The sequence below is a fragment of the Pseudomonas sp. IT-P171 genome (assembly GCF_949767765.1).
GTDB lineage: Bacteria > Pseudomonadota > Gammaproteobacteria > Pseudomonadales > Pseudomonadaceae > Aquipseudomonas > Aquipseudomonas fluorescens_B.
The window spans coordinates 799,590-821,959 of the sequence record NZ_CATKQN010000011.1 but is presented as its reverse complement, the minus strand read 5'-3'; the positions used below and the strand labels follow the sequence as shown (position 1 = coordinate 821,959).

The 22,370-nt window shown below is 59.2% G+C and carries 22 protein-coding genes; 5 read left to right on the top strand and 17 right to left on the bottom strand.

The features are described 5' to 3' along the window. Positions 1-173 precede the first annotated feature (173 nt). Positions 174-1,064, top strand: a complete 891-nt coding sequence (gene xerC, locus ACM6I5_RS12230) for a site-specific integrase (RefSeq protein WP_414880383.1) — start codon at positions 174-176, stop codon at positions 1,062-1,064. On the opposite strand, the gene ACM6I5_RS12225 is transcribed toward xerC, so the two are convergent. From ACM6I5_RS12225 to ACM6I5_RS12180, 10 genes are all read right to left on the bottom strand, one after another. Continuing rightward, positions 1,061-2,131: an ABC transporter ATP-binding protein gene (locus ACM6I5_RS12225; protein ID WP_017339023.1), complete on the bottom strand. Its 1,071-nt coding sequence runs from the start codon at positions 2,129-2,131 to the stop codon at positions 1,061-1,063. The two genes, xerC and ACM6I5_RS12225, sit on opposite strands and share 4 nt — an antisense overlap. After that, on the bottom strand, positions 2,128-3,726 hold the full coding sequence (locus ACM6I5_RS12220; protein ID WP_031318954.1) for an ABC transporter permease: 1,599 nt from the start codon (positions 3,724-3,726) through the stop codon (positions 2,128-2,130). The genes ACM6I5_RS12225 and ACM6I5_RS12220 overlap by 4 nt, the downstream gene beginning before the upstream one ends. 3 nt (positions 3,727-3,729) lie before the next feature. Beyond that, the gene (locus tag ACM6I5_RS12215) at positions 3,730-4,743 is read right to left on the bottom strand and encodes an iron ABC transporter substrate-binding protein (protein WP_414883915.1); all 1,014 of its coding nucleotides are present in this window, start codon (positions 4,741-4,743) and stop codon (positions 3,730-3,732) included. Between the two features lie 140 nt (positions 4,744-4,883). Further along, positions 4,884-5,444, bottom strand: a complete 561-nt coding sequence (locus tag ACM6I5_RS12210; protein ID WP_414883914.1) for a membrane integrity-associated transporter subunit PqiC — start codon at positions 5,442-5,444, stop codon at positions 4,884-4,886. Between the two features lie 18 nt (positions 5,445-5,462). Further along, positions 5,463-7,118 carry an intermembrane transport protein PqiB gene (locus ACM6I5_RS12205; RefSeq protein WP_017339019.1) on the bottom strand — a complete coding sequence of 552 codons (1,656 nt, stop codon included), beginning with the start codon at positions 7,116-7,118 and terminating at the stop codon, positions 5,463-5,465. Next, positions 7,099-7,749: a paraquat-inducible protein A gene (locus tag ACM6I5_RS12200; RefSeq protein WP_017339018.1), complete on the bottom strand. Its 651-nt coding sequence runs from the start codon at positions 7,747-7,749 to the stop codon at positions 7,099-7,101. Before ACM6I5_RS12200 ends, ACM6I5_RS12205 begins: the two co-directional genes overlap by 20 nt. Next, positions 7,746-8,342, bottom strand: a complete 597-nt coding sequence (locus ACM6I5_RS12195) for a paraquat-inducible protein A (RefSeq protein ID WP_017339017.1) — start codon at positions 8,340-8,342, stop codon at positions 7,746-7,748. The genes ACM6I5_RS12200 and ACM6I5_RS12195 overlap by 4 nt, the downstream gene beginning before the upstream one ends. Positions 8,343-8,608: 266 nt before the next feature. Next, entirely contained in the window at positions 8,609-9,910 is a 1,302-nt protein-coding gene (locus tag ACM6I5_RS12190; protein WP_414883913.1) for an NAD(P)/FAD-dependent oxidoreductase, read from the bottom strand. Further along, on the bottom strand, positions 9,907-10,995 hold the full coding sequence (locus tag ACM6I5_RS12185) for a polyamine ABC transporter substrate-binding protein (RefSeq protein ID WP_414883912.1): 1,089 nt from the start codon (positions 10,993-10,995) through the stop codon (positions 9,907-9,909). Before ACM6I5_RS12185 ends, ACM6I5_RS12190 begins: the two co-directional genes overlap by 4 nt. A gap of 155 nt (positions 10,996-11,150) precedes the next feature. Beyond that, entirely contained in the window at positions 11,151-12,509 is a 1,359-nt protein-coding gene (locus tag ACM6I5_RS12180; RefSeq protein WP_017339014.1) for a glutamine synthetase family protein, read from the bottom strand. Between the two features lie 161 nt (positions 12,510-12,670). On the opposite strand from ACM6I5_RS12180, the gene ACM6I5_RS12175 reads away from it, so the two are divergent. Next, entirely contained in the window at positions 12,671-13,582 is a 912-nt protein-coding gene (locus tag ACM6I5_RS12175) for a helix-turn-helix domain-containing protein (protein ID WP_017339013.1), read from the top strand. 63 nt (positions 13,583-13,645) lie between these two features. Continuing rightward, the gene (locus ACM6I5_RS12170) at positions 13,646-14,098 is read left to right on the top strand and encodes a hypothetical protein (protein ID WP_414883911.1); all 453 of its coding nucleotides are present in this window, start codon (positions 13,646-13,648) and stop codon (positions 14,096-14,098) included. On the opposite strand, the gene ACM6I5_RS12165 is transcribed toward ACM6I5_RS12170, so the two are convergent. From ACM6I5_RS12165 to ACM6I5_RS12155, 3 genes are read right to left on the bottom strand one after another with little or no spacing between them, the layout of a single operon-like run. Next, on the bottom strand, positions 14,083-15,108 hold the full coding sequence (locus tag ACM6I5_RS12165) for a DUF2955 domain-containing protein (RefSeq protein ID WP_414883910.1): 1,026 nt from the start codon (positions 15,106-15,108) through the stop codon (positions 14,083-14,085). The genes ACM6I5_RS12170 and ACM6I5_RS12165 overlap by 16 nt on opposite strands. Beyond that, positions 15,098-16,222 carry an HlyD family secretion protein gene (locus ACM6I5_RS12160; protein ID WP_414883909.1) on the bottom strand — a complete coding sequence of 375 codons (1,125 nt, stop codon included), beginning with the start codon at positions 16,220-16,222 and terminating at the stop codon, positions 15,098-15,100. Before ACM6I5_RS12160 ends, ACM6I5_RS12165 begins: the two co-directional genes overlap by 11 nt. Further along, the gene (locus tag ACM6I5_RS12155) at positions 16,215-17,741 is read right to left on the bottom strand and encodes an efflux transporter outer membrane subunit (RefSeq protein WP_414883908.1); all 1,527 of its coding nucleotides are present in this window, start codon (positions 17,739-17,741) and stop codon (positions 16,215-16,217) included. The genes ACM6I5_RS12160 and ACM6I5_RS12155 overlap by 8 nt, the downstream gene beginning before the upstream one ends. Positions 17,742-17,857: 116 nt before the next feature. On the opposite strand from ACM6I5_RS12155, the gene ACM6I5_RS12150 reads away from it, so the two are divergent. Continuing rightward, positions 17,858-18,007: a hypothetical protein gene (locus ACM6I5_RS12150; protein WP_414883907.1), complete on the top strand. Its 150-nt coding sequence runs from the start codon at positions 17,858-17,860 to the stop codon at positions 18,005-18,007. Between the two features lie 127 nt (positions 18,008-18,134). Here ACM6I5_RS12150 and ACM6I5_RS12145 read toward each other — a convergent pair whose 3' ends face one another. Then, positions 18,135-19,004 (bottom strand): NmrA family NAD(P)-binding protein, encoded by an 870-nt coding sequence (locus tag ACM6I5_RS12145; protein ID WP_414883906.1) that lies wholly within the window; start codon positions 19,002-19,004, stop codon positions 18,135-18,137. 114 nt (positions 19,005-19,118) lie between these two features. Here ACM6I5_RS12145 and ACM6I5_RS12140 point away from each other — a divergent pair, with 114 nt between their 5' ends. Further along, positions 19,119-20,039: a LysR family transcriptional regulator gene (locus ACM6I5_RS12140; protein ID WP_031318951.1), complete on the top strand. Its 921-nt coding sequence runs from the start codon at positions 19,119-19,121 to the stop codon at positions 20,037-20,039. 89 nt (positions 20,040-20,128) lie between these two features. Here ACM6I5_RS12140 and ACM6I5_RS12135 read toward each other — a convergent pair whose 3' ends face one another. The 3 genes from ACM6I5_RS12135 to ACM6I5_RS12125 form a co-directional block, all read right to left on the bottom strand. After that, positions 20,129-20,668, bottom strand: coding sequence for a cytochrome P460 family protein (locus ACM6I5_RS12135; protein ID WP_017339005.1), 540 nt, complete (start codon positions 20,666-20,668; stop codon positions 20,129-20,131). 135 nt (positions 20,669-20,803) lie between these two features. After that, a complete protein-coding gene (locus ACM6I5_RS12130; RefSeq protein ID WP_414880502.1) occupies positions 20,804-21,580 on the bottom strand; it encodes an alpha/beta fold hydrolase in 777 nt (258 codons plus the stop codon). Positions 21,581-22,048: 468 nt separating this feature from the next. After that, the gene (locus tag ACM6I5_RS12125) at positions 22,049-22,297 is read right to left on the bottom strand and encodes a DUF2790 domain-containing protein (RefSeq protein WP_017339003.1); all 249 of its coding nucleotides are present in this window, start codon (positions 22,295-22,297) and stop codon (positions 22,049-22,051) included. Between the last annotated feature and the right edge of the window lie 73 nt (positions 22,298-22,370).

The following is a 22,370-nucleotide window of genomic DNA, read 5'->3' as shown; positions in this document are numbered from 1 at the left end:
TCAGGCTTCTGCCGTTCATCGCGCTCTTTAGTAGAAAAGTCCTGCAGAAGTGTCCCGCTTTATATGAAGAATGTTTCAATCCTTAGTTGTTTTATTGATCTGTTTCCACTCAAGGCCGTTTTGTTTTGATTGACTTACCTGTTACTGATTCAACTGCTGCAAAGACCAATCCGATGCCCCTGTATCTGGCGCGACTGGCGCCGTCCAGCCAACTGACCATGCGTTATGTGTTGCAGGACGCCGCCGACCGCCTGGGCTTCGAAGACATGAATGTCGAGGAGATTCCCTGGCACCAGTTGCAGCCCGAGGATGTGATCGCGCTGGTGGCGGCGTTGCGCGCGGACGGCTACGCGCCCAACACGTCTTCGCTGTACGTCAACGCCGTGCGCGGGGTGATGAATGAAGCGTGGCGCATGAGCCTGATCAGCCAGGAACACTTGCTGAAGATGCGCTCGGTCAAGGGCATTGGCGGCACACGGTTGTCCCAGGGACGCAATCTGCGCCGCTCGCTGATCCAGGAAATGATGGCAGTCTGTGCCGCCGATCCACGGCCACAAGGCCTGCGGGACGCGGCGATCATCGGGATTCTGTACGGTTCGGGCATGCGCAAATCAGAGTCGGTGAACCTCGACCTAGATCAGGTGGATTTCACCGAACGCAGCCTGCGGGTGACCGCCAAAGGCAACAAACAGCTGATCAAATACGCACCGGCCTGGGCGTTCGCCAAACTGGATGCCTGGCTGGAGCTACGACGCTCGCAACTCAAGGAAGGCGAGGTGGATGATGCGTTCCTGTTCAATCGCATCCGCCGCGGCAGCCACATCACCCGTGAGCGCATCACCAAACACGCGATCTATTACATCGCCCGGCAACGCGGCGCGCAGGTCGGGGTGAAAATCATGCCCCATGACTTTCGGCGCTCGTTCATTACCCGGGTGATCGAGGAACATGACTTGTCGATTGCGCAGAAACTTGCCCATCACAGCAATATCCAGACGACAGCCAACTACGACGTGCGCGATGACAATGAGCGGCGGCGGGCGATAGACCGCTTCGACCTTTAAGATTCACTCAACACATGGGCGTGGCCGATGGTCGAGACGTGAACCGCACTGCCGGTCGGTGGCGCGTACAGGCCCGAACTGCGCACCATCAATGACCGACCGGGCAGGTCGGTGGATGACAGAGGTTCCAGTTCCACGGTCAATGTGCAGGTATTGCCGCTGAAATCGCGCTCGGTCACCACGGCTCGACAACCGGCGGTCTCGACCGAGCTGGAAACGATACCGACCAGTTGCAACTGCTCGGGCCGCAGCATGATCTGCGCACAGTGGTTGTTGCGATGATTGTTGACCGGGATCCGCCCGAGATCGCAATGCGCCCAGCCGGCTTCGATCCGGGCCGGCATGACCACGGCATCGCCGAGGAACATTGCGGTTTGTTCGTCACCGGGATAGCGGTAAAGGTCCAGCGGATGACCGGACTGCACCACACGCCCCTCACGCATGACCGCAAGCTGATCGGCAAACGACAGCGCTTCACTCTGGTCATGGGTGACCAGAATGGTGGTGACACCGGCGTCCGCCAGCAACCGCGCCACCAGTTTGCGCATGGCGGCGCGCAAGCCGGTATCGAGCGCGGAAAATGGCTCGTCCAGCAACATCAGGCGCGGCTGTTGCGCCAGCGCTCGCGCCAGTGCCACACGTTGTTGTTGGCCGCCGGAAAGCTCATGGGGCCAACGATTGGCCATGCTGGAATCCAGTGCCACGCTGTCCATCAGTTCGGCAATACGCTCGTGTTTGATGGCGCCCTTGGTCGACAGGCCGAAACCGATGTTGGCGGCCACGGTCATGTGCGGAAACAGGGCGCCGTCCTGCGGGACATAACCGATCTGACGTTGATGCGCCGGGACTTCGTGGGTGTCGTCCACCAACGTCTGGCCATTGAACGTCAGGCGGCCCGAGTCCGGAAACTCGAAACCGGCGATCATGCGCAGCAAGGTGGTTTTACCCGAACCGGAAGGCCCGACGATCACCGTGCGACTACCCGTGGGCACCGTCAGGCTGATGTTTTCCAGGGCGCGATGCGCGCCATAGGATTTGCAGATCGAATGCAGTTCAAGAGCGTTCATCGGCCAGCCGTTCGTTTGGATTGGTGATAGAGGAGCCCGGTCAACGGAAGTGACAGCAGGATCATCAGCAAGGCATAAGGCGCAGCGGCGGCGTAGTCGATCTCGCTGGTCAACGCCCAGAACCCGGTCGCCAGCGTGCGCGTGCCGTTCGGGGCGAGCAGCAGGGTGGCGGTCAATTCATTGGTGATCGCCAGGAACACCAGCGCGGCACCCGCAGCAGCACCGGGCGCGGCGAGGCGCAGGGTAATCAACCACAACGCACGACCGGGAGAGCGACCGAGACTGCGGGCGATGTTCTCCAGCTCAACCGGCGCCTGAGCGATGCCCGCCCGCAAACTCACCAGCGCACGGGGTAAAAACATCAGCAGGTACGCAAGCAACACGGTAATCGTGGTCTGATAAATCGGCCGGGCGAAATGCACCGTGACCGTCACCAACGCCAGGGCGACCACAATGCCCGGCAACGAACTAGTGATGTAGTTGCAGCTTTCGAGGATCCGTTGCAGCCGACCCGGCGAGCGGATCGACAGCCACGCAATCGGAATCGCCGCGCAGGTGGTGAGGGCCGCGCCGGCAACCCCAAGCAGCAGCGTCTGTTGCAGTGCCGGCATCAGCTCGGCCATCTGCCAGACCTGCGAGCCACCGGCGATCAGCCACTTGCCCAAGGTGATCAACGGCACCCCGAGCGCGAGGGCGCAGGTCACCAACAGCAAGGTCAGCGCGAGAACGGTCGGCAACTTTTTCAGGCGTACGACCTGCTGTTCGCGGGCGCTCCCGGAACCGACGCGGGCATACCGCGCATTGCCACGCGCCGCCGATTCGACGGTCAGCATCGCCAGGCAACACAGCGCGAGCACACCCGCCAGCATGTTCGCGGCTGGCCCGTTGAAGGTGGATTTGAACTGATCGAAGATCGCTGTGGTGAAGGTGTCGAAGCGGATCATCGCGTACAGGCCGTATTCGGCGAGCAGGTGCAGCCCGACCAACAAGGCGCCTCCGCAAATGGCCAGACGCAGCTGCGGCAGCACCACGCGAAAAAACACCGCCCAAGGTTTGAGCCCCATCGATTGCGCGACATCTTCGATGGCCGGATCGAGGCGACGCAACGTCGCCGCAATCGGCAAGTAGAGGAACGGGAAGTAGGCGATGACCGACACCAGAACCCCGGCAAACAGCCCGTGAATCGGCGGCACCAGACTGACCCAGGCATAGCTGTGAACGAATGCCGGGACCGCCAGCGGCGCGGTCGCCAGCAACGACCACCAGCGCCGCCCCGGCAGATCGCTGCGCTCGGTCAGCCAGGCGAGTGTCACGCCCAGCGCGACGCACAGGGGAATCGTGATCAGCACCAGCAATACGGTGTTGATGAACAGCTCGCCGACCCGTGGCCGAAACACCAGTGCGAGCAAGGTTGTCCAGCCGGTTTGCACGGACACGCCGATGACAAAAGCGATTGGCAGCAGCGCCAGCAGCGAAACCAGCACCGACAAACCGATCACCCATGCACCGCCGCGACCCACGAACACTCCGCGAGAGCGGCGGCGCAAATGTGCGGGTATCGCCTCAGCGACGACCGCCGGTAATGTTTCAGGCATCAATTAGAGCAGTCCGGCCTGTGTCATCAGCTCAACGGCTTTTTTGCTGTCGAGTTTCGAGGCGTCGACTTTCGGCGCGTCGAGCTGCTGCAGGGGCACCAGTTTTGGGTTGGATTGCGCGTTCTTGCCGACCGCGTATTCAAACGAATTGCCGGTCTTGAGGATGGCCTGGCCATCCTTGCCGGTGATCCATTTCAGAAACGCCTGGGCCTGTTCCTTATGTTGGCTGGACGCCAGGACGCCGCCACCGGAAATGCTGACAAACGCGCCCGGGTCCTGATGTTTGAAGTAATGCAGGGCAGTGTCCTTGCTGTTTTCGCCGGTCCGGGCCTGATCACCGAAGCGGTAATAGTGGTAAATCACACCGCTGTCGATCTGCCCGGCATTCACTGCTTTCAACACGGAGCTGTTGCCCCGATACGCGGTGAAGTTGGTTTTCATCCCCTTGAGCCACTCGAGAGTGGCGGCTTCGCCCTTGAGTTCCAGCACCGCGGCGACAATGGCCTGGAAGTCCGCGCCGGCCGGTGACGCCGCCCAGCGACCTTTCCATTTCGGATCGGCGAGATCCATCAGTGACTTTGGCAACTCGGCTTCGGGCAGTTTGCCCGGGTTATAGACAAACACAGTCGAGCGCGCGGCGATGCCCACCCACTTGCCATGCGCCGGACGGTAGGCCGCGTCGACTTGTTCCAGAGTGGTTGGCGCTACGGGCGTAAACAGCCCCGCGTTATCCACCAGCACCATGGCCGGGGAGTTTTCGGTCAGAAACACGTCAGCCGGGGAGGCTGCGCCTTCCTGCACGATCTGATTGCCCATTTCCGTGTCGTCGCCATTGCGCACTGTGACCTTGATTCCGGTTTCCTTGGTAAAGCCCTCGATCCAGGCTTTGGTCAGGCTTTCATGCTGGGCGTTGTAGACCATGATACCGTCGGCATCGGCTGAGTAAACGTGACCTGCACCGAACAGGGCGGCGGCCAGCAAGGCGGCTTTCAGGAAAGAGGGGACAGGGCGATTCATGCAGTGGCGGCTCCGTGATTTTAAGATTCGTGCACGCTGGACAGACCGTTGGGTCGTCAATGATTGTAGGTCAATACGAATCATTTGCAGGTTTGAGACGGTGCCAAATGTAAGGGGATGAATGAGAAAAAAACGTCAATTCATTGCGATGCCGGACACCCTTTTTGCGATCCGGCTGCCGCCTGGCTGATCAACGCGGCCAGGCGTTTGACGTTGTTCTGCTGGGCAATGACCAAGTCGTCGATGGACGGCCCTGAAGGTGTTTGCAACGTACTTCGGCAGCTGACCAGCGTGGTATCGCCTTCGCCGGGACTGCGCAGGCGCCATTTGACGTCCATCAGCGCGTATTGACCAGGAACCGAATCAAAGCGCTGAACCTCCACGCGCACCGACACTTTGCGCTGGGGATTGCTGTTGGCCAGTTGATCGGCCAAGGCGCTGCGCAACTCATCCACCAGGCTCGCAGCCCACCACTCGGTCTCTAGAATCGCCAGGCCACTGTTGCCCTGACGAATGACGATCTGCGGACGATCGACCTGCGGCGGCACGCTGAGGCCTTCGATCAGGATTTCCCCGCCGTTGGCGCGCGCCGTCCCGCTCAGTTGCGCCGGCGTCAGGGTATGGAACTGGATCGGCTCACTGCGGCACGCGGCGAGCAGCAATAGCGCAGTGACCAACGTCATCTTCAGCGAGGAAACCATGGGTGTTGCTCCTGTTGGTCAGTTGCGCGGCGGTGCCTTCAAGTCCATCGGCGCGGCGTTATCGGGGCGACCGCGAATCAGCGATTCCGGATGCCGGCCCAGGTAATCCGAGAGCTCACGCAAGGAGCGCGACATGCGTCCGAGTTCCTCCAGGGTCTGGGTCAATTGCTCGCGTTGCGGCGAGTCCTCGGCAAGTGTCGAGCTGGCCGATTGCAGGGTCTTGCTGACGTCCGCCAGGGTGGTTTGCACGCCGGGCAAGGTCTTGGCGTTGAATTGCGCGAGGCCTTTGCGCAGCTCGACGAGGTTGCTGTCGAGGTTGCCGGCAATGCGTCCGATGGGCAGATCGTTGATTTTGTTGACCATGCTTTCGAGTTTTTCCTGCAACTGTTCAAGGCTGCCGGGAATGGTCGGGATGGACACAGGCCGAGCGGTTGGATCGAACACGACTTTCTCTGCCTTAGGGTAGAAGTCGAGCGCTATATAGAGCTGACCGGTCAACAGGTTGCCGCTTCGGGCCTGAGCCCGCAGGCCGTTTTCGATGAAGGAGCCCATAAGCCTGACACCGGCGGCTTCGTCATTGGGGTCGTGCTTCAACGCCTCAAGCATTTTGGCGTGAGCCTGACCGAGCCGTTGCGGGTAGATAACGATGCCGACGTTGACCGGAAAGCTGCGCTTTTTTGCATCGAAATCCAGATTGACCGACACCACTGTGCCGAACTCGATGCCAAGGAATTCCACCGGCGCACCGACCTTCAGCCCACGCAATGCCTGGTCGAAACGCAAACTCAGGTATTGCGCCTTGCCGCTGGGCGGGGCGAGGGCGGTTTGCTGGTCTTCGAAGAGCTCGAAGGCTTTTTCCTCGGTGGCCGGTTTATCGTTGGGGCTGTACTCCGGGGCGCGGAAGGCGATGCCGCCCACCAATATGGCGGACAGCGACTCGGTCTTCACTGCAAAACCGTTGGCGCCGACATTCACATCAATCCCGCTGGCGTTCCAGAAACGGGTGTTTTCGGTGACGAAGGCATCGTTGGGTGAGTGAATGAAGACTTCGATGTTCACCCCTTTGCCGTCGGCATCCAGGGTGTAAGCGACGACTTGGCCGACCGGAATCTTGCGGTAGTAAACCGGCGAGCCGATGTCCAGCGAACCCAGGTCCGGGGTGTTCAGCATGAAGCGCTTGCCCGGCTCGCCATAAGTGATCGGCGGCGGATTTTCCAGGCCTTTGAAGTTCTTCGACCGCGCATTGGCCTGGCCAATGTCGGCGCCAATGTAGTCCCCGGACAGCAGCGTATCGATACCCGACACGCCGCCCGCGCCGATTCGGGGCCGCACCACCCAGAATTGCGAGTCTTCGCGGGTGAAACTTTCCGCCTGCTTGGCCAGTTTGATGGTGGCGTTGACGCTTTTCTGGTCGTTGCTCAGTTCTACCTCGGAGACTTGCCCGATCACCACGTTACGGTATTTGACCTCGGTCTTGTTGGCGGTCAGGCCGCTGCCGGTCTTGAATGTGACGGTGATGGTCGGTCCTTCCTGCAGGATGCTGTGCACCACCAGCGAAATACCTACCAGCACCGCGATAATCGGGACTATCCATACCAAGGACACGCTGAAACGACGGGTCTTGATCGGGGCCTGCCCGGGAGCTTGCGGCCCGTCAGTGGCTTGCGACTTCATCCATGACCTCCTCGTGATTCGAATGGTGTTGGTCCCAGATCAAACGCGGGTCAAAACTCATGGCCGAGAGCATGGTGAACACCACGACCAGGCCAAAGAAGAGAATGCCCACGCGGGGTTCGATATCGGCCAGGGCTTGAAACTTGACCAGTGAAGCCACCAGGGCCACCACGATCACGTCGAGCATCGACCAATAACCGATGAGCTCGACGAAGCGGTACATTTTCGACCGCTCCTTGCGCGCCCATTGGCTGTCGCGCTGAACGGTCACCAGCAGGAGCGTCAGAGCGACGAATTTGACGCCCGGCACCGCGATACTGGCGATGAAAATGATCAGGGCAATGTCCCAGGCGCCGTGCTGCCAGAAATCCAGCACACCGCCCATGATGGTGCTGTCGGCGCCGGCGCCAACCATTTTGGTGTTCATCACCGGCAACACATTGGCCGGGATGTAAAACACCAGCGAAGTCAGCAGGTAGGCCCAGGTGCGGGTCAGTGCGTTGGGCTTGCGCCGATGCAGCGGTGCACCGCAACGCTCGCATTCTTGGGGTTCGCCGGTCATGTCACAGGCCAGGCCGCAGCTGTGGCAAAGGCACAGGTTGAGTTCGCTCGCGACCGGAGGCGTGGTCATAAAACATCCCACAGTTCACGTATATCGCGCCCGGCAATGCGGATCATCATCAGGCTGAGAATGGCCAGGGCGAACAGTCCGATGCCGGGCAGCACGTCGAGCAACCCGGCGAGCTTGATCACCGCGACCATCGCCCCCAGCAGGCAGACTTCCAGCATGCTCCAGGGCCGCAGGGTTTCCAGCCAGCGCATGCAGAATCTGAAACCCGGTGAGCGACGGGAGGTGAGGGCGAAGCTCAAGACCCAGATCAACAGCAGCAACTGGAAAATCGGCGCAATGATCATGGAAATGGCGGCCACCAGGGCGATGAAGGTAATCGGGCCCAGCGTCAGGGCCATTATGGAATCCCACAGCGTTGCGCTGTTTTTCAAGCCTTTAAGGCTGATGCTCATCACCGGATAGAAATTGGCGAAAATCCACAGCATCAATGCCGTCACGGTCAACGCTAGCCGCTGCTCCACCGTCAGGCCGTTATAACGCTGAAGCACACCACCGCAGCGCGTACACAGGGTTTTCTGATGTTTGGCGAGCGTGACTTTTTGATACACGCAGTCGCAGTGCTCGCAGATGATCAGTTGGTCAGTCGTAGCCATAGGCCGCACTCGCCAGGACACAGGAAAGTCAGAGCACCTCCTCAATATAGAAGTGCGTTGCGAATGAGCAAATCGAAAGGCAATTTGGCGAGTCAACGGAGGGCGAAGATCAACATTTGTGGCGAGGGGATTTATCCCCGTTCGGCGGCGAAGCCGTCGCTAAACCTGCTTCCGGGGGATACCTGAAAGAATGCAGGGGCCGCTTCGCGACCCAACGGGGATAAATACCCTCGCCACAGGTTTTGTGTGAGGTCTGTGCTCCGGTTTCAGCCGAGGATTTCACGCAGCCGATACCAGAACATACCGAGAGCCAGCAACGGCGAACGCAGCATCGGGCCACCGGGAAAGGTCATGTGCGGCACGGCGCTGAACACGTCGAAGCCTTGGCTGTGCCCGGCATGAATCACTTCGCCCAGCAGTTTTGCGCACCAGTGAGTCACGTTCAGCCCGTGGCCGGAGTAACCCTGGGCATAAAACACGTTCGGGTGCTGGCGCAGGCGCCCGACCTGCGGAAAGCGATTGGCCGTGATGCCAATCTTGCCGCCCCACTGATAATCAATGCGCACATCGGCCAGTTGCGGGAACACCTTGAGCATTTGCGGGCGCATGTAAGCGGCGATGTCTGCAGGATCGCGACCGGAATAATGACAGGCACCGCCGAACAGCAAGCGCCGGTCCGCCGAGAGCCGGTAGTAATCCAGGCCGACTTTCTGGTCGCACAGCGCCAGGTTCTGCGGGATCAATTGCGCGGCAACCTCAGGCGCCAATGGTTCTGTGGCGATGATGTAGCTGCCCGCCGGCAGCACCTTGCCGCTGAGTTTCGGTTCCAGTTCGTCCAGATGCGCATTGCACGCCAGCACCAGACTGCCGGCACGCACCGTGCCGCCGGCACAACGAACCTGCACCGTGCTGCCATGGATCAGTTCCAGCACCGGGCTCTGCTCGAAGATCTGCACCCCGAGCGATTGCGCCAGCCGCGCTTCGCCCAGCACCAGGTTCAGCGGGTGCAAGTGCCCCGAGCCCATGTCGACCAGGCCACCGGCATACACGCCTGAATTGACCACTTGCTCTCGGATCTGCTCCGGCCCGACCAGCCGGGTTTCATGGGCGTAACCTGACTCGGCCAGGCTTTCCCGTTCAGCCTTGAACGCCGTGAATTGCGCCTGAGTGTTCGCCAGTTCGCAAAAACCCCAGCGCAGGTCGCAATCAATATTGTGCTCACGGATGCGCTTGCCCACGAGTTCCACCGATTCGATCCCGGCGCGCTCAAGGTAGCGAACGCCTTCGTGACCGACATGCTTGGTGAATCCACTGACGTCATGCCCGATGCCGCGAATCAGCTGCCCCCCGTTGCGCCCGCTGGCGCCCCAGCCGATCCGTCGGGCCTCCAGCAGAATCACCGAGAGCCCACGCTGCGCCAGTTCGATGGCGGTGTTGACCCCGGTAAACCCGCCGCCGATCACGCAGACATCAGCCACAAGGTCTTCGGTCAAGGCGGGGAACGGCGCCAGCGCATTGGCCGACGCGGCGTAATAGGAGCGCGCATGTTCGTTGCTGTACGGGTTCATTTGTTGGACTTCACTTTGCTCCAGGAACGGGTCATCAAACGCATGATGGCCTGGGGCGGGGTGGTCGAGATATAGAGTTTGTCGAGCACGGTCTGAGGCGGGTAAACCTCGGGATTGTTGACCAGTTCAGCGTCCATGTATTGCTTGGCGGCGGGGTTCGGATTGGCGTAACCGACGGAGGCGCTGACGTTGGCGATGACTTGCGGGTCCAGCAGGTAATTGATGAAGGCGTGAGCCTCTTTCGGGTTGCTGGCATCGGCGGGAATCGCCAGCAAATCGAACCACAGATTACTGCCTTCCTTGGGGATCGCGTAAGCGATGTTCACGCCGTTCCTGGCCTCCTTGGCGCGGTTGGCGGCCTGGAACACATCACCCGAGTAACCGAAGGCCACGCAGATGTCGCCGTTGGCCAGGTCCGATACGTACTTGGACGAGTGGAAGTAGGTGATGTAAGGGCGGATGCTCAACAGCTTGGCTTCGGCTTTCTTGAAGTCTTCCGGGTTCTCGCTGCGTGGGTCCATGCCCATGTAGTTGAGGATGGCGGGGAACACTTCGTCCGCCGAGTCCATCATCGACACGCCGCACTGACTGAGTTTCTTGATGTTTTCCGGCTCGAACAATACGGCCCAGGAGTCGATGTGATCGATGCCCAGCACTTGTTTGACCTTGTCGACGTTGTAACCGATGCCGTTGGTGCCCCACAGATACGGCACGGAGTGTTCGTTGCCCGGGTCGTTCTTCTCCAGCAGTGCCAGCAGTTTCGGGTCGAGGTTCTTGAAGTTCGGCAACTGCGCGCGATCCAGTTTGAGGAACGCGCCGGCCTTAACCTGGCGGGCGAGGAAGTGGTTGGACGGCACCACCACGTCATACCCGGTGCGGCCGGCGAGCAGTTTGCCCTCAAGGGTTTCGTTGGAATCGAAGACGTCGTAGATCACCTTGATCCCGGTTTTCGCCTGGAAGTCGGCGAGGGTGGTTTCGCCGATGTAATCGGTCCAGTTGTAGACGCTGACGGTCGGCTGGGCCTGTGCAACGGAGCTGACCAGCATGGCCAGCGCGACCGGGACCACGGATTTCAATAGACGCATATCGACACCTCTTGGAATTATTGGGTTATTCAGGTGTTTCGCTATTCCTGTGGGAGCCAGCCTGCTGGCGATAGCGGTGGGCCAATCGATACAGAGGTTGGCTGTGCCGACGCCATCGAGAGCAGGCTCACTCCCACAGGAGATGTGTGCAGGGCTCAGACGCTGAGCAACAAAAACTCCCGCTCCCACGAACTGATCACTCGCTTGAAGTTCTCGTGCTCCGCGCGCTTGACCGCGACATAACCGCGGACAAACTTGTCACCCAGATAACGCCCGATGGTTTCGCATTCTTCCATCTGCGTCAGCGCGTCTTCGATGGTGATCGGCAAACGCAGGTTGCGTCGCTCATAGGCCCGGCCCTGCACCGCAGCGCTCGGCTCGATGCGCTCGACCATGCCGAGGTAGCCGCACAACAGGCTGGCGGCGATGGCCAGGTACGGGTTGGCATCCGCGCCCGGCAAGCGGTTTTCCACGCGCATCGCCTCGGGGCTGGAGGTCGGCACACGCAGGCCCACGGTGCGGTTCTCCTCGCCCCATTCGACGTTCACCGGTGCGGAGGTGTCGGGCAGGAAGCGGCGGAACGAGTTCACGTTGGGCGCAAACATCGGCAGTACTTTGGGGATGTATTTCTGCAGGCCGCCAATGTAGTGCAGGAACAGCTCGCTCATCTGCCCGTCGGCATTGGCGAAGATCGGCTGACCGGTGGCGATGTCCACCACACTCTGGTGGATGTGCATGGCGCTGCCCGGCTCATCGCCGATCGGCTTGGCCATGAACGTCGCCGCGACGTTGTGCTTGAGCGCCGCCTCGCGCATGGTGCGTTTGAACACGGTGATCTGGTCGGCCAGGTCCAGCGCGTCGCCGTGACGGAAGTTGATTTCCATCTGCGCCGGGCCGTCTTCGTGGATCAGCGTGTCGAGGTCCAGGCCCTGCAATTCGCACCAGTCGTAGACGTCTTCAAACAGTGGGTCGAATTCGTTGGCCGCGTCGATGGAAAACGACTGTCGACCGCTTTCGGCCCGGCCCGAACGGCCCAGCGGCGCCTTGAGCGGCAAGTCCGGGTCTTCGCAACGCTGGGTCAGGTAGAACTCCATTTCCGGCGCGACAATCGGTTTCCAGCCCTTATCGGTGTAAAGCTGCAGGACTTTCTTCAGCACGTTGCGCGGCGACAGTTCGATCGGGTTGCCAAATTTGTCGAAGGTGTCATGGATCACGATCGCGGTAGGCTCGATGGCCCATGGGATCACGTAGACCGCGTCTGAAACGGGCTTGCACACCATGTCGATGTCGGCCGGGTCGAGCAGGTCGTAGTAGATGTCGTCGTCGACAAAGTCCCCGGTTACCGTTTGCAACAGCACACTTTCCGGCAGGCGCATGCCTCGCTCATGCAGGAACTTGTTGGTGGGTGCAATCTTGCCGCGTGCAATGCCGGTCAGGTCACTGACGACACACTCGACTTCGGTAATCTTGTGATCTTTCAGCCACGTGAGCAGCTGATCGAAAGGGACATTCATAAAGACCTCGTTATTGGTTTTATTAACGCCGGGGAGGGTGGTTTCATCCGCCACACACTTCCCCTGGGACGCGTTGACGACTATCTTGGGCGAGCCTTGACGTTCCATCTATCCACTTTCAGCAGCACCAAAACGCACCAAACGAGTGCGTAAGGTCACCCATGACAACGTGCAATCCATTACAGGTCCAAGCGTTCAACACCGCCGATGTCGCCGAGCAAATCCGCGCCACGCCGGGATGGGTCCAGCATTACCAGCAGATGTCGCCGGGGCATTTTGCCGGGCGGGTGCGGTATCTGGACCTGCAAGGCGTAGAGATCTACGAGGAACACATGAACACCCGGGTCGAACAGAATTTCAGCGCGCCCGAGGGTTCACTGGCGTTCTGTTTCGATCGCAGCGACAACGCGCTGTACGTGTTGAATGAAGAAAGCCGCAACATCTGGATCACGCCGGAGAACTATCAGGAAATCGCCGTGGTGTTCGGGCCTGAGTTCGTTCAACGGCACGGGCTGAATGTCGCCCGACTCGAAGGGCTGTTCATGGCACCGTTGAACTCGGAGCAGAACGCGCTGTTCAGTCGCTGGTTGAGCGGAACCTTGACCCGTCTGGCGCAGACCCTCGATCCGCCGAGCAAAGAGGCGTTGACCCAGCAGTTGCTGGAAGACTGTCTGTACATCCTCGACAACGCCTGTGTCTGCCTGGACCGCGGCGGTTTGCAGCGTCGCGCCGAAGAGCGGGCGGTGATGAAGCGTATCGGCGAATGGGCGGCCGATTCCCCGGAAGAAACCTTGAATTTGCTGGAACTGTCCCAGGTCGCCGGGGTGTCGCTGCGTCAGTTGCAGCACGCCTTCAAGGCGTACACCGGCATGACGCCGACCCATTGGCTGCGCCTGCGCCGCCTCAACAGTGCTCACCGCGAACTGCTCAGTCGTTCGGCCACGGAAACCACTGTGGCCGAAGTGGCGATGCAATGGTCGTTCTGGCATTTGGGTCGGTTTTCCAGCAGTTATCGCGCGCTGTTCAAAGAGCTGCCGAGTGAAACGCTCAAGCGTGCTGGCCGTCAGTCATAAGTCGGGGGAGGGCGCGCGGGGGTGATCTACACTCTGGAGGCTGAGGACACCTCGGAGGTCATCATGAACAGCTTGTCTTCCCTTGGTCTGTGTGTCGCGCTGTCGATTGCCGCCACGCAGGCGTGGGCCGAAACGGTGGTCCCGTTGAAGGGCCAGACGTCGCAACAAACCCAACTGGACATCGAGTCCTGCCACAACATCGCCGCGGGTCAGACTTCGACGCCGCCGCCTGCATCCGGTGGCCGCCTGAAAGGAGCGGCTGTCGGTGCCGCTGCCGGCGCCACTGGAGCTCAGGTTCGCGGTCGCCAGCACGATGAGTTTTATGACCGTGTGGATGACGATGTGAAGCAGGATTATCGGCAGAACCGGGCCAAAGAGACGGCCGCCGCCGGTGCGGTGGTGGGGGGATCGCGTCAACGCCAGGAACGCCGGGCGCAACAGAAAACCGCCGCTTCCACCAGTTCGACGGCCTACACCAGTTGCCTGCAAGGAAAGGGGTATCAGGTTAATCCCTGAACGCGTTTTGGCGGTCGCTGATCCAGCAGATAAACCATCAGGCACGCATACAGAGTCACCAGCATGAACAGTCCCATGCGCACGGCAAATGCCGTGTAGACGTCTTTGCTCGCAAGGCTGTCCTGTACCGACTGACCAAGCAGGATGATCATGGTGATGAGGCTGTTGAGCCAGAACCCCGGGCTCAACCGGGTCGGGCTCAGGGCGTACAACTTGCGCGCCAGGATCAGACCGAACAGCAGCATCCACAGAAAAAACATCCACAGGTGCACAAACAGGCTCAGCGCACTCCAGAACAACACCGCCAGCACGCCGGCCAGCAGGGTCGAACCGACGAGTTCGCGACCGGCATTTCGGGCCGTGGTGGAACTCTGCTGGCCCAGGCCGACTGCCTTCAGAATGATCGGCAAGTAGCTCGCCGGATCGATCATTGCCAGCAAAAACGCTGGCAACACGATCAGGGTTGCACGCAGCGCAACCCGGCTGACTTCTTCCGCCGGTAACAGCGGCGCAGGGGGTGGCGAAGGCGCCTTGGGCGGGTCGGGAAAGAGCCAGTGACTCACCGCCACCATCAAAACGGCGAGGAGTAATCCTTTGACCAGGGCGCCAATAACCATCGCCGCGAGGTCGAACTCGGCGACACCGGCTGAAGAAATCATGGTCAGGCCGATCACCAGGAACGTGACGATCAGGTTGTTGCCGCCGCGCAATCCAAAACGAAAAACCAGGAACAGACAGACGCCGACCAGCAGCACGCCACTGACCGGGTAATAACGCAGAACCGGAATCAACAACAGGCCGACTCCGGTGGTCAACATTGCAACGACGGCCAGAACAATTCCGGCCTTGAACGGCAAAGGCCGGTTGACGGTGGCGAGGAGCAACAACGCAAGCACCGGCGCGATAAAGGGAATCGGCAAGCCCAAACCGAAACTCCCGGCGAGACACAACGCAGTGCCCGTGGCCAGGCGCAGTGCGCGTTGAGCCCTGGGTGTGCGTTTAGTAAGCATAGGACAGCCAGCTCATCAGACCAAAAAACAGACGACCGAGCGGGTTCAATGGATTGCCTTGGGTAGGAAAGGCCATGACTTCAGCCTGGCCGCCGGCACGCATCGCACGGCTGTCGCGCAGCCGCGCTTTGGATTCCTCGGAAAACTCAATGATCACGGGGAAGCGCTGGGCTGGACGCAGCCAGTCGCGGCTGTTCTGTACATTGGGCAAGGTACCGGGTGCCGGCGTCTGACCGACACTGACGCCGTAACCGACGCTGCGCACGCGCCCGTCGAACACTTCGCCCGGCAGCGCATCCAGAACAATCGCCACCGGCGTATCGACCCTGACCCGACCGAGGTTGTTCTCGGTCATGTCAGCACTGATCCACACATCGTGGATGGCGATCAGGGTCATCACCGGACTGCCGACGGCGGCGAACTGCCCGGCATCGGTGCGCAGGTCGGTGATCAAGCCTGCCGACCGTGCGCGAATCTGCGTGTTGGCCAGGTCCAGTTCGGCTTTCGACAACGCCGTCGCGGCACTGCGCAGCAGAGCGTTATCTTCCTCACTGCCACCTTCCTGCTCCCGCGCACGCTGGACTTCGGCACGGGCGGCGGCGACCTGGCTGACGGCTTGTTCGCGATTGGCCCGAGACACTTCGAGCAGCCGTACGGAAATGGTTCCGGGGTCATCGCGATACAGCCCCTCAAGGCGCTGATTGTCCTGGCGCGCCTTGAGTTCGTTGGCCTGGGCGGCGCGCAGATTGGCTTGTGCCGAGGCAATGCCGGCGGTGCTGGCGCCGATTTGTCGGCGTGTCGATTCGAGGTCTGCGCGTGCGCGGTCGACGGCGATCTGATACGGCTGGGGATCCACCTCGAACAGAACGTCTCCGGCCTTGACGTCCTGGTTGTTGCGCACGTTGACGCGAATGACCCGGCCGGCCACTTCAGCCGCCACCGGAATGACAAAGGCGCCTACCCGGGCCTGTTGGGTGTAAGGCGTGAACCGGTCCGCCGACAAATACCAGGCCAGGCTCAAGACGATGACCAGCAACACCCATTTGATGCCTTTCTTCGCCGGATCGGCGGGCGGTTCGGGTGCCTTGGGGGAGGGCGGTGCGGCTTCATTCATGGTCTTTTACCTTGTTGGCTTGTGCAGCTGAAGGCTCATCCAGCAGATCGCCCCAGTCCGTACGTTGCTCCATTTGCCGGCGGGTCGCCGCATCGATTTTCGGCAGCGCGCTATACCAGCCACCGCCCAAGGCCTTGTACAGGGCAATTACATTGCTCACGGCATTGCTGCGGCTGACCAGGTAATTGTCCTGTTGCTCCAGCAAGGCGCGTTGCGCATCCAGCACCCGCTGGAAGTCCGAATAACCTTCACGATATTGCGCGTTGGCCAGCACCAGCGAGCGCTTGGCGGAGACTTCGGCCTCACGCAGGATGCGTTCGCGCTCCAGGGATTTGATCAATCCGCTGGCGGCGTCATCGGCCTCGCGCGCCGCCTGGCGAACCTTGTCGCGGTAGGCTTCGATCAACTGCTGCAACCGCGCATCCTGGATACGCACGTTGTTGCTGATCCGGCCATGGTCGAAGAGGTTCCAGCGCAGGCTGGGGCCGCCGATGAAGTCCAGGCTTCTGGAGGTGCCGTTCAGCGTGTCGGCCGACCAGACGATGCTGCCGAGCAAAGTCAACGACGGGTAGAACTCGGTTTCGGCCACACCGATCAGCGCCGACTGGGCTGCGACGTTGAGTTCGGCCGCGCGCACATCAGGTCGGCGCAGCAGGAGGTTGGCGGGCACATCCTGTAGCACTGCGCGGTCTACCAGCGGGATCAGTCCTTCATTCTCAAGCAACTGTGACAGTGCACCGGGTGGCTGACCGACCAGCACAGCCAGCGCATTGCGGATACGCAGCACCTGGTCTTCAAAGTTGGGAATGGTGCTCAGGGTGCCCAGGTACTGAGTCTTGGCCTGTTGCAGGTCGAGCTCGGCTTGCTGGCCGCTGTTGAACAGCTTTTCGGTGATCTCGAAATTACGCTTTTGCTGTTTGGCGTTTTCCTTCGCCACACGCAAACGCGCCTCGGTGGTGCGCAACGAAAAGTAGGTGTCCGCCACTTGGGCACGCAGCAGGACGAGCACGTCTTCGTAGTTGGCCTGTGCGGCGAAGTAACCGGCATCGGCGGATTCGATGGCACGGCTGAAGCGACCCCAGAAATCCAGCTCCCAGCCAATGTCGAACCCGGCGCTGTGTTGCCAGAAATGACTGTCCTGCGGATTGCTTCCGCCGGATTGCCTGCGGTTGAAGTACAGACTGTCGACGCTGGCTTGCTGCAATTGCGGGTAGCGCCCGCTTTGAGCGATGCCCAGTTGGGCACGGGCCTCCATCACTCGTAGACCGGCGATTTTCAGATCCGAATTTTGGGCGTCCGCCTCGGCGATCAAACGATCGAGCACCGGATCGCCGAAGACTTGCCACCACTGCCGCAGATCAGGATGCAGGTTGCGCTGGCTGGATTGCTCAAGGGCAGGGGAGCTCCAGTGGTCAATCCAGGCTGGCTTCGGTGACTGAAAATCCGGCCCGAGGCGCACGCAACCACTCAAGCCCAGTACACCCAGCAGGAGCAGTTGGCTTGATCGCGTCAAATGCATGCACGTTTTCCGGTCCATTAAGTTCACAAGAGCATAGACGCCCTGATGATCAGCCGACTGCTAAGCTTTCACGCGGCATCACATTCAATATGACTCGTCAAAAAGGAAAGGCAGCCATGAATGCGCCGCATGCCGCTGGATGGCGCTTCAGACTGGGCATCGCGATCATAGATCTGATGCTCGGCTCATGGCTGATGGTGCCCATCGTGGCGGCAGCGGCAACAGGCAAAAGCTCTTTGCGGAGTTTCCCGAGCATTCGGCATTGATTGAACAACTGACAATAGAATGAGGGCTGAGGGGAGTATTGTGGGTTGAGACGGCAGTTCACCCGCCTCAACACGCAGCCTCCCACCAAGACGCTATGCAGCATGGGAAGGAACGAAGAACAAATAGTTAGAGAGAGAAAGCGACCCGTAGCATACCCTCAAGATCTTTCGGCTTGCGTCCCAACAGTTTTTCAAGCGTATGACTGCTCTGGTCGAAAGCGCCTTTATCAATGGCGTTACCCCAGCCGCTGAGGAATTTCGCGACCGAGGTTGGCCAGCCGTCAGCCTCCCGAGCGGCGATGAATGCTTGAGCGGAAATGGGTTGGTATTCAATCGGCTTCCCCGTCAGTCGAGCCAACCCGTTAGCGATGTCCTGGAATGACCACGTCTGTCCCGCATTCAGCAGGCAAGTGCGGTTTTCATAACCCGTTTCGGTTAACAGTGCGGCACCGGCCTCTGCCAGCTCGGCAAAAGTGGCGAAGCTGGCTCGACCTTGACCTGCTGGGGCACTGAAGTCTTCTTTTGCCGCATCGGCGCCGGTGAGGAAGGGCAAATCGTCGGCGTATAGGGGATGTTGAACAATCGTGTACGTGAGGCCCGACCTCTTGAGCAATCGTTCGGTAGCGATATCGCTTTCAGTCACGCCTTCAATAGGAGCCAGCTCATCGTTGACCCGTTGAATACTGGTGTAAACCACATGGCGAACACCGGCCCGGCCGGCAGCAACGATCACGTTTTTATGCTGGGCAAGACGATCACTGAAGGCTACGGCTGGCACCATGTAGATTTTTTCGACGCCTTCGAATGCCGCCACCAACGAATCGTAATCGGTGTAATCCCCGTAGCGCACTTCTATACCCAGTGCAGCCAGGGGCGCGGCTTTTTCAATATCACGTGCCATTGCCACAACATCGGATGCCGGGATTTTTTGTACCAGTGAATGCAAGACAGCATTGCCCAATCTGCCTGTCGCGCCAGTAACTAGAAATTTTGCCATGATGCTTTGCTTCCGATCTTGATAACCAGTAGGAAGCCCATCATGACCAAAGCATAAAAGATAAATTAGTCTTCAATAGGTAGAATCAGCTTCAACCAAAAGTTGGAGATGATCGTGGAAACTCTAGGTAATCTAGAATCCTTCGCCCGTGCCGCGGAAGCCAGCAGCTTTTCCGAAGCCGCACGGCGCATGGGCATTTCCGCAGCCGCTGTCAGTAAGAATGTGGCGCGCCTTGAAGCCAATCTGGGTACGCGGTTGTTCCACCGCAGCACGCGAAGTATCACCCTCACCGAAGCGGGAGAGTTGTTTTACCAACAGGTCGCAGAAGGCCTCGAAACCCTCCAGGGGGCCATCAATCAGATAAGCGAAGCCAGAGAAGTCCCCGCAGGACGATTGCGGGTCAATTTGTCACCATCTTTGGCTTACGATTATGTATTGCCATTGCTCAAGACCTTCATGCAGCGTTACCCCGCGGTGGTGCCAGATTGGCATTTAGAAATACGACGCGTGGATTTGATAGGTGAAGGGTTTGATGTCGCTATCGGTGGCGGCATGGAATTGTCACCTGGCGTTGTGGCACGAGAACTCGCCAAACTTCATCTCGTGGCTGTCGCTGCTCCGTCATGGCTGGAAGGCAAGCCGCTGCCCACTACGCCCAGCGAGTTGCAGGGGGTTGATGGCATCGTAATGCGTTCGACCAACTCAGGGCGTTTGCTGAACTGGACGCTTCGTGATGCTGGGGAAGGGCGGTTCGACCTCAATCTCAAACCCGCAGCCATCATGAACGACCCGGAAGCGCTGTGTAGCTGTGCTGTGATGGGGCTAGGTGTCGCACTGCTGCCCTTGGATCGCGCCTGGCCTCGCTTGCAACGCGGTGAGCTGATTCGATTATTGCCAGATTGGTATGTCGATCTGGGCGTGGTCTCGGTTTACTACTCTTCCAAAAAATCTTTGCCGGCCAAAACACGGGTGTTCGTCGATTTTCTGTTGGAGCATTTTCGAGAATCGCTCTGCCAACACTTCCGTGCCGATTGAGGCCTACGGCGATTGAGCCAGCATAACTGAAGCAATACTCGCATCGGTGGGCACCCGTCCAGTGACGGTTGTTCACCAGCGACGGCCAGTTATTCGGAATACTTTGTGAATATCAGGTCCGTCGCAGTGGGCAATTTCGTATGGCAAGCGAAGCAGCCATTGACGATCTTTTCACTGGGATTGGGCTTGCCGTTTTCAAACTGCCCGTAACCCCATCCGCCTGTATTGGCGTAACGCTTAGAGTCTTTGACTTCGATCTGGACGTTCGTCGGCTCGCCCGCGATGAAAGATTGGTCCCGACCAAACACAGCGTTGTTTTGCGCGGAGGATTCATATTGATAAGCGAGTCGAGCGATGACAGTGCCATCTGGAAATGGCCGTGTCCCATCCCTGAACGCTTTCATGGCGACATCATTTCCCAGAATGACACGGATGTCAGGTTTATCACCTTCTTCATGAGCAATGCTGACAAATTGCCAGTTCCGGTAGCCCGGTGGGAGTGTCACCCCAAACACTGGCGACCCCTCTGCGGCCGTACCGGGGGTTGAATCAGCGTTTGCAACAATAGAGAAAGCTAGCCCGCAAAGAATACTGGCGGTCGCGGTCAGAACGAGCAATTTGGAAGTCATCACAAATTCTCCAACGATGAGTGTACGCAGTTTCGTCGACGACCTTGTCGAAGGTCTGCAAGTGCATCCGGCCTTTCGTCCAGATGCTGATTGAACGAGTGCCACGACCGTTCCATTGACGGTTGCAGGCAATCGTCATTTGGCAGTGGCAGCCGCTTCAATCAGGCTGGCAACGACCTTCGGATTGGACACCATCACGACATGGGACGCGCCTTTGACCGCGACGGTCTGTCTGGCATGCGCTCGTTCAGCCATGAACGCCTGGGCTTGCGCGGGGATGTTCTTGTCCTTGTCACCGTAAACGAACCATGAAGGAATGGTTTTCCACGCTGGCTCGCTCGACTTTTCGTTGAGCGCCTCTGCGGTCACAGGGCGTTGGGTCGCAGCCATCACCTTGGCGTCGGCGTTCGACACATCCGCGGCGAACTGATCGTGAAACTTGTCCTGTTGGATGTAGAGGTCTTTACCACCGTCGGCCAATTCAACCGGTGGCGCCAAGGTTGGGCCAAGTGTGTTGCCTGGGAAGCGACCCGCCAGGTCTGCGGTGGACTCACCTGCCTCGGGCGCAATAGCAGCGACGTAAACCAAGGCTTTGACGTTGGCATTTCCATAGGCAGCTTCGCTGATGACCGGACCGCCATAAGAGTGCCCGACCAAGACGATTGGAGTCTTGATGCTCGCTAACACATCCGCGACAGACTGTGCGTCACCCTTGAGCGAGCGAAGAGGGTTGGAGGCCGCGATTACCGGATATCCATCCTTTTCCAGAATTCTTACCACACCGTTCCAACTGCTGGAGTCGGCGAAGGCTCCGTGCACCAACACAACGGTTGGTTTGATCGGAGCGGCCAATGCAGCGGTCGAACTGATCATTGTTGCTGCGAGCGCAAGCCCTGCAAATAACTGTTTCATCGAATGTTCCTGTGTATAGAAGATTGACGCAGTCAGGTAAATTTGAAACGGGTGCAGAACTGTCTGCGCCTTCATGGGGAGGGCGTTGGCGCAACGTCTATGGAGCGTTTCAGACACTTTTTTGCGCCATCCAGAAGTCCACGGATCTTCGAGCACAGACAGCTATACCTGTAACGAATCGATCGACTGCGCGGATCATGGTCTGCTTCTATCAATTGCGTGAGAACGACCAAAAAGAACAATCTAATATTTCACTGGGTGAAACAGCCGAAGTTTAAGCGCTGAAAGGCTATTGCCCTCTTACTGGCCTGGCGCTTTCGCCAGAGTGATCTTTTCTTGTATCACGCAGCAACGCGGGTATGGCGAGCAGGTAATGCGCAGGTCGTTGGGTGTGCTAGCAGTGACTTTTCAAAAAAACGCCAATGAGGTGTTTTTTATTTTCATTATCCTCGCGTTCCTATGGTTACCTCAATTCGTGCATCCGGTGCCAATGACGCGGTATTCCAGGATGTGTACTTCACCGTCAGAGTCGTTGTATGTCATCCGCACTGGTGTGGGTCCGCAGACATCAGCTGCCAGTGAGGTTTTGACCACGTTAGCAATGTCTAGATGCATTCCATATTTATATATGTCAACTGTTGGATCTGCGTTGGCTTCTTGTGTGTATGTCGATAATGAGGCCGTAACGGACAAGACGAAAAACAGGAATTTAGTCATGAAAGTGAACTCCGGTTTAATGGATGTGAGCTCGTTGAGAGGGCTTTAATTGGCCCGCACGTCGGCCTGTTGT